This window comes from Mesorhizobium sp. Arg314, assembly GCF_053714275.1.
Genome location: NZ_JBSKBP010000030.1, coordinates 69,869 through 76,078 on the forward strand (window position 1 = coordinate 69,869; position 6,210 = coordinate 76,078).

Sequence of the window (6,210 nt, forward strand, 5' to 3'; positions counted from 1 at the left end):
CCGGTTTTGGGATCACGACATGCGAAACCAATGCTTGTCACCCAAAAGTGGTTGCCGGTTTTGGCAAGACGACATGCGACTAATGAATGCAAAGGCATGAAGAATGGCCGCCCCTCAAACTTCCAGTGAAATCGCGTATAACGGTCCCATGAAGATTCTCGTCATGGAAGACGATCGCGAGGCAGCGGACTACTTGCAGAAAGCCTTCGGCGAGGCAGGCCACACCGCCCATGTCGCCGGCGACGGCGAGACCGGCTTCGCGCTTGCCGACGCCGGCGATTATGACGTGATGGTGATCGACCGCCTGATGCCGCGCCGCGATGGCCTGTCGGTGATCGCGGCACTTCGCTCGCGCGGCAACACCACGCCAGTGCTGATCCTGTCAGCGCTGGGCGAGGTCGACGACCGCGTCACCGGACTGCGCGCCGGCGGCGACGATTATCTCACCAAGCCTTACGCCTTTTCCGAATTGCTCGCCCGCGTCGAGGTGCTGAACCGCCGCGCCGGCGCGCGCGAGTCCGAGACCGTCTACCGCGTCGGCGACCTCGAGCTCGACCGGCTGTCGCATTCGGTCAGGCGCGCCGGCCGCGAGATCACGCTGCAGCCGCGCGAGTTCCGCCTGCTTGAATATCTGATGCGCCATGCCGGCCGGGTGGTGACGCGCACGATGCTTCTGGAAAATGTCTGGGACTATCACTTCGACCCGCAGACCAACGTCATCGACGTCCACGTCTCGCGCCTGCGCGGCAAGATCGAAAAAGGCTTCGACAAGCCGATCCTGCACACGATCCGCGGCGCCGGCTACATGCTGAAAGGCGGGTAGAGCATGATCCCGAACCGAAGGTCAGCGAACGCAAAAAGTGGGGACCGGTTTTCGGAAAAGATCATGCTGCAACAAAGGGTTAGATCAGGATGGCGATTCAAAAAATCGTCATCCTGATCTAAGAGCCCAATATGGCCTTATCCCTGCCGGCCATCATGAAGACGACGGCGGCGCGGCTCTCGGCGCTCTATCTTCTGCTTTTCGCGCTCTGCGCGGTGCTGCTCGTGTTCTACATGACGTCGCTGTCGGCGCGCATGCTGACCGCGCAGACGCAGGAGACCATCAACGACGAGGTGCTGGGGCTGGCTCAAGCCTATCAGCGCGGCGGCCTGCCGGTGCTTGTGCGCGTGGTCGAAAACCGCTCCCGCCAGCCCGGCGCCAATCTCTATCTGATCGCCGACGCCAACGGCCAGATCCTGACCGGCAATGTGCAGAGCCTGGAGCCGGGGGTCATCGAGACCGAGGGCTGGACCACGGCCCCGTTTTCCTACCAGCGCTTCGGCGAGGGCGAGCTCGATCGGCTGCGCAGCAGCGGCAATACGGACCAGCCCACGCCTCCGGCCAACGAGGGCAACAGCCCCCAGTCCACCGGGGAAAAGGGCCACAACGCGATCGCGCTTGTGCTGCGACTGCCCAATCAGATGATCATGCTGGTCGGCCGCGACCTCGGCGAACCCGAGCGCTTCCGCGCCGTCATCAGCCGCGCGCTGACGCTGGCGCTTGGCATGATGGGCCTGGGCGGCTTCCTGATCTGGTTCTTTGTCGGACGCGCGGCGTTGAAGCGCATCGACAGCGTCTCGGACGCGAGCCGCCGTATCATGGGCGGCGACTTGTCCGGACGGTTGCCGGTCACCGGCGCCGGCGACGAATTCGACCGCCTGTCGGAAAACCTCAATTCGATGCTGGCGAGGATCGCCATGTTGAATGAGGGGCTGAAGCAGGTTTCCGACAACATCGCTCATGATCTGAAGACGCCGCTGACCAGGCTGCGGAACCGCGCGGAGGCAACGCTTGCCGGCAGGCACAAGACGCAAGACTACCGCCAGGCGCTGGAAGGAACGATCACGGAATCAGACCAGCTCATCAAGACGTTCAACGCCATCCTGATGATTTCGCGCCTGGAGGCCGGCTATTCCTCGGAACAGACCGGTCCCGTCGACCTCGCCGCGACGGTGAGCGACGTCGTCGAGCTCTATGAGCCGGTGGCCGAGGAGGCGGGCGTCGCGCTGGAAGCGACCGTGCCCGAGGCGCTTACGATCAACGGCAACCGCGAGCTGATCGGCCAGGCGCTGTCCAATATCGTCGACAATGCAATCAAATACTCGACCGACGCTGCCGAGACGCCGAAGGTGCGGGTAGCGCTGGAGCGCGCCGGAAGCGAGATCAAGCTTACCGTCACCGACAATGGCCACGGCATTCCCGACGACGCCGATCGCGCCCGGGCCACCGAGCGCTTCGTGCGGCTGGAAAAGAGCCGCTCGCAACCGGGCTCTGGCCTGGGCCTCAGCCTCGCCAAGGCAATCATGACTTTCCACAACGGCAGGCTTGATCTTTTGCCCGCCAATCCCGGATTGTCCGTGGTCATGAGTTTTCCATTACGGGAGGCGCATTGATGGCGAGGACCATGGCGAAGAAGAAAGTCGAATCCGAATGGCGGCTTAGCCCGACCTTGGCGCTCCGCCCCCTGGATGCGGATCATGCCCGGCGCGAATTGTCGGAAATTGCCGATGCCGCCGAGGAAGAGGGCCTTTCCCGTCTCGCTGCATTCCTGGCGGGCGAGGGGCCGCCGCAGGACCTGCTGGCGGCAGTCTTCGACCTCTCGCCCTTCCTGCGCGATGTAGCGCGCCGCCAGCCGGCAATTCTCGACACGCTGTTCGACCAGACCATCGAGGCGCGGCTCGGCGCCATAGGCGAAGCGATCGGCGGTGCGGCCAAGGCGGATGATGCTTCGGAATCGAGCCTGATGATGGCGCTGCGGCAATGGAAGACCGAAGCGCATTTCCTGATCGCACTGGCCGATCTTTCAGGCGAGGCGGAGACCTCGGTGACGGTGCGACGCCTCAGCGATCTTGCCGGCGCCTGCACATGCGCCGCCGTCGATTTCCTGCTGCTTGACGCGCACCGGCAAGGCAAGCTCAAGCTGCCGCATCCGGCCGAGCCCGCCAGGGATTCAGGCTGGATCCTGCTCGGCATGGGCAAGCTTGGCGCGCATGAGCTGAATTTCTCCTCCGACATCGATCTCGTCGTCTTCTTCGAGCCGGAGGCGCCGGCCGTCATCGATCCGCTCGACGCGACCGAGCTGTTCTCCCGGCTCACGCGTCGTCTCGTGCGTATCCTGCAGGACCGCACCGAGCATGGCTATGTCTTCCGCACCGATCTGAGGCTCCGCCCCGATCCCGGCTCGACGCCGCTGGCGATCCCGGTCGAGGCGGCGCTTCGCTATTACGAGGCGCGCGGCCAGAACTGGGAGCGCGCCGCCATGATCAAGGCGCGGCCGGTCGCCGGCGACCTTGCCGCGGGCGCGGCCTTCCTCAAGGAACTGCAGCCTTATGTCTGGCGCAAATACATGGACTATGCGGCGATCGCCGATGTCCATTCGATCAAGCGCCAGATCCATGCCCACAAAGGCCATGGTGAGATCGCGGTGAAGGGCCACAACGTCAAGCTCGGCCGCGGCGGCATCCGCGAGATCGAGTTCTTCGTCCAGACCCAGCAGCTCATCGCCGGCGGCCGCTTCCCGGAATTGCGCGGCCGCGAGACGGTGCCGATGCTGGCAGCGCTGGCCGCGCGCGGCTGGATCACCGCCGATGCCCGCGATGCGCTTACCCGCCAATACTGGTTCCTGCGCCGTGTCGAGCACGCCATCCAGATGGTGGCGGACGAGCAGACGCACATCCTGCCGGATAGCGACGAGGAGCTGAGGCGTATCGCGCTGATGCTGGGTTTTGCCGGCGAGGCGGAGTTCACGGAGGCTTTCCGCGCCGCGCTGCAGCAGGTCGAGCGCCACTATGCGGCGCTGTTCGAAACCGCGCCCGAGCTTTCGGCGGGCGTCGGCAATCTGGTCTTCACCGGCGATGTCGACGACCCCGACACGCTGCAGACGCTGGATCGCCTAGGCTTCCAGCGGCCGAGCGACATCTGCCGCGTCATCCGCGGCTGGCATTTCGGCCGCTACCGCGTCACCCGCTCGGCGGAGGCCCGCGAGCGGCTGACGGAATTGACGCCGGCGCTGCTCAAAGCCTTCGGCCAGACGCGGCGCGCCGACGAGGCGCTGATGCGCTTCGACGAGTTCCTCGCCGGCCTGCCGGCGGGCATCCAGCTTTTCTCGCTGCTGCAGTCGAACCAGGCGTTGCTCAAGCTGATGGCGACGATCATGGGCGCGGCGCCGAGGCTGGCGGCCATCATCACGCGTCGCCCGCACGTCTTTGACGGCCTACTCGATCCGGCGCTGCTCACCGAACTGCCTGAACGCGCCTACCTCTCGGCGCGGCTTGCCGCCTTCATCGAGGGCGACCGCGCCTATGAGGATGTGCTCGACCGCCTGCGCATTTTCGCCTCCGAGCAGAAATTCCTCATTGGCGTGCGCCTGCTCGCCGGCTCCATCGATCCCGCGCGTGCCGGCCGCGCCTTCTCCGATCTCGCAGATCTCACCATCGAAGCGGCGCTTCAAGCGGTGATCGCCGAATTCGCGCTGCGCCATGGCAGGATCGCCGGCGGCAGAGTGGCGCTGCTCGGCATGGGCAAGCTCGGCAGCCGCGAGCTCACGGCCGGTTCGGATGTCGATCTCATCCTGCTCTACGACCATGACGGCGATGCCGAGGACTCCGGCGGCGACAAGCCTTTGGCCCCTTCGCATTACTATACCCGCATGACGCAGCGCCTGATCGCCGCCGTCTCGGCGCCGACGGCCGAAGGCGTGCTCTATGAATTGGACCTGCGCCTGCGCCCCTCAGGCAACAAGGGTCCGGTCGCCACCCATATCGACGCGTTCAAGAAATATCAGCGCCAGGATGCCTGGACCTGGGAGCACATGGCGCTGGCAAGAGCCCGCGCCATCGGCGGCGATGCCGAACTCTGCGCCGAACTCGATGACGAGGTGGCGGCGGTGCTGGCGCAGCCGCGCGATGCCGCCAAGGTGAAGGCCGAGGCTTCGGACATGCGGGCGCTGATCGAGAAGGAGAAGCCGCCGCGCGACCTCTGGGACATCAAGCTGATCCCCGGCGGGCTCATCGATCTCGAATTCATCGCCCAGGTGGCGACCATCACCGGCAATGTCGAGCCCGGCCGCCGGGTGACGGCGACGGCCGAAATTCTGGCGCGGCTGGCACCCGGTTTCGCGGGCGGCGATATCCGCGAAGAACTTGCCGAGGCTTATCGGCTCTACCTGGCGCTGACCCAGATGATCAGGCTTTGCCTCACCGGCGAGTTCCAGCGCGACGATGTCCCGCCGGGGCTTTCGGATCTGCTTCTGGCGGTCACCGACCTGCCGGATTTCGCTGTGCTGGAAGCGCATCTTAAGGAGACGTCGCGGAAGGTCAGGAGAGATTTCGACCGTCTGCTTCGTGCGGGAGCGTCGCCATCAACCGCATCGTCGCCATGAGATTCCCCGGGTGGCACATTAGCCACAGTTAATATTAATCGGCGATCCGGTCTTGCGCCATTGGCAGAGGTGTCCCGTAATGGGTCAACAGGTCTGGCACCGCAATTGCACTGTCAGCAATGCCGGGGTCAACCATCACCCCGACGATGGGGGGCCCCGCCGCTTCGCAAATGGAGCGGCGGGTTCTTAACGGCTGATTTGAAAGCCGCCTAAATCGCCATGCATTGGGGGCGCTGGGCAATTATGGATCTTCCGAAATTTTTGGTAGGCATGTTCACGACGTCATTTATCGTGGCGATCTGGGCTTACAACGAAACTGGTTCTGTCTGGGCGGTGCTTGGATGGGCAATCCTGGCCATGATCATTCTGCAGGTCGGATATATCGGTCTGGTCGTCAGCTTGATCTATAGACGGGCATCGAAAGTCGCCGATGCAAGTCCGGCATCTGCAGCAGCAAATGATTTAAACCCTACCGGTCCAGTTTAGCGACCCGACAGTCCGTTGGGTTTGACTGACTGCCGCCCTGACCGGCCCGGGGGCAAGCCGGAAGTGAGGAGATGTCCAGCAGGACGGAGGGGGCGCTGTCCGCCGGAGCCTTTGGAAATTCCGCATTCCGAACTAATGCATGTCGCCCAGAAGTGTACGCGGTTCTGGGACAACGACATGCATAAAAACAAGGGCTTAAAGCGCGTCGCCTGAATCCGTTTCAGCGCGACGCGCTTTAACAGGATGCTGAAAAACGTTTTTGGTCCGGCCGACTCGTGGCTTTGATTCTGTTTTGTTCGCT

4 protein-coding genes are annotated in these 6,210 nt (G+C 64.0%); all 4 read left to right on the top strand.

The window, feature by feature from the left end; genetic code table 11:
- Positions 1-148: 148 nt before the first annotated feature.
- The 4 genes from ACWGS9_RS25485 to ACWGS9_RS25500 all read left to right on the top strand — a co-directional run bounded on the left by ACWGS9_RS25485 (position 149) and on the right by ACWGS9_RS25500 (position 5,909).
- Positions 149-823: a response regulator transcription factor gene (locus ACWGS9_RS25485; RefSeq protein WP_454507848.1), complete on the top strand. Its 675-nt coding sequence runs from the start codon at positions 149-151 to the stop codon at positions 821-823.
- Positions 824-954: 131 nt separating this feature from the next.
- Positions 955-2,436, top strand: coding sequence for a sensor histidine kinase (locus tag ACWGS9_RS25490; protein WP_454507849.1), 1,482 nt, complete (start codon positions 955-957; stop codon positions 2,434-2,436).
- A gap of 11 nt (positions 2,437-2,447) precedes the next feature.
- Positions 2,448-5,423: a bifunctional [glutamine synthetase] adenylyltransferase/[glutamine synthetase]-adenylyl-L-tyrosine phosphorylase gene (locus tag ACWGS9_RS25495; protein ID WP_454507850.1), complete on the top strand. Its 2,976-nt coding sequence runs from the start codon at positions 2,448-2,450 to the stop codon at positions 5,421-5,423.
- 243 nt (positions 5,424-5,666) lie between these two features.
- Complete coding sequence (locus ACWGS9_RS25500) at positions 5,667-5,909, top strand: hypothetical protein (RefSeq protein WP_454507851.1); 243 nt, start codon at positions 5,667-5,669, stop codon at positions 5,907-5,909.
- Positions 5,910-6,210: the final 301 nt, after the last annotated feature.

Bases quoted from the DNA above. Each gene is read 5' to 3' on its own strand.
- ACWGS9_RS25485 (WP_454507848.1), top strand. From the start codon at position 149: ATGAAGATTCTCGTCATGGAAGACGATCGCGAGGCAGCGGACTACTTG.
- ACWGS9_RS25490 (WP_454507849.1), top strand. From the start codon at position 955: ATGGCCTTATCCCTGCCGGCCATCATGAAGACGACGGCGGCGCGGCTC.
- ACWGS9_RS25495 (WP_454507850.1), top strand. From the start codon at position 2,448: ATGGCGAAGAAGAAAGTCGAATCCGAATGGCGGCTTAGCCCGACCTTG.
- ACWGS9_RS25500 (WP_454507851.1), top strand. From the start codon at position 5,667: ATGGATCTTCCGAAATTTTTGGTAGGCATGTTCACGACGTCATTTATC.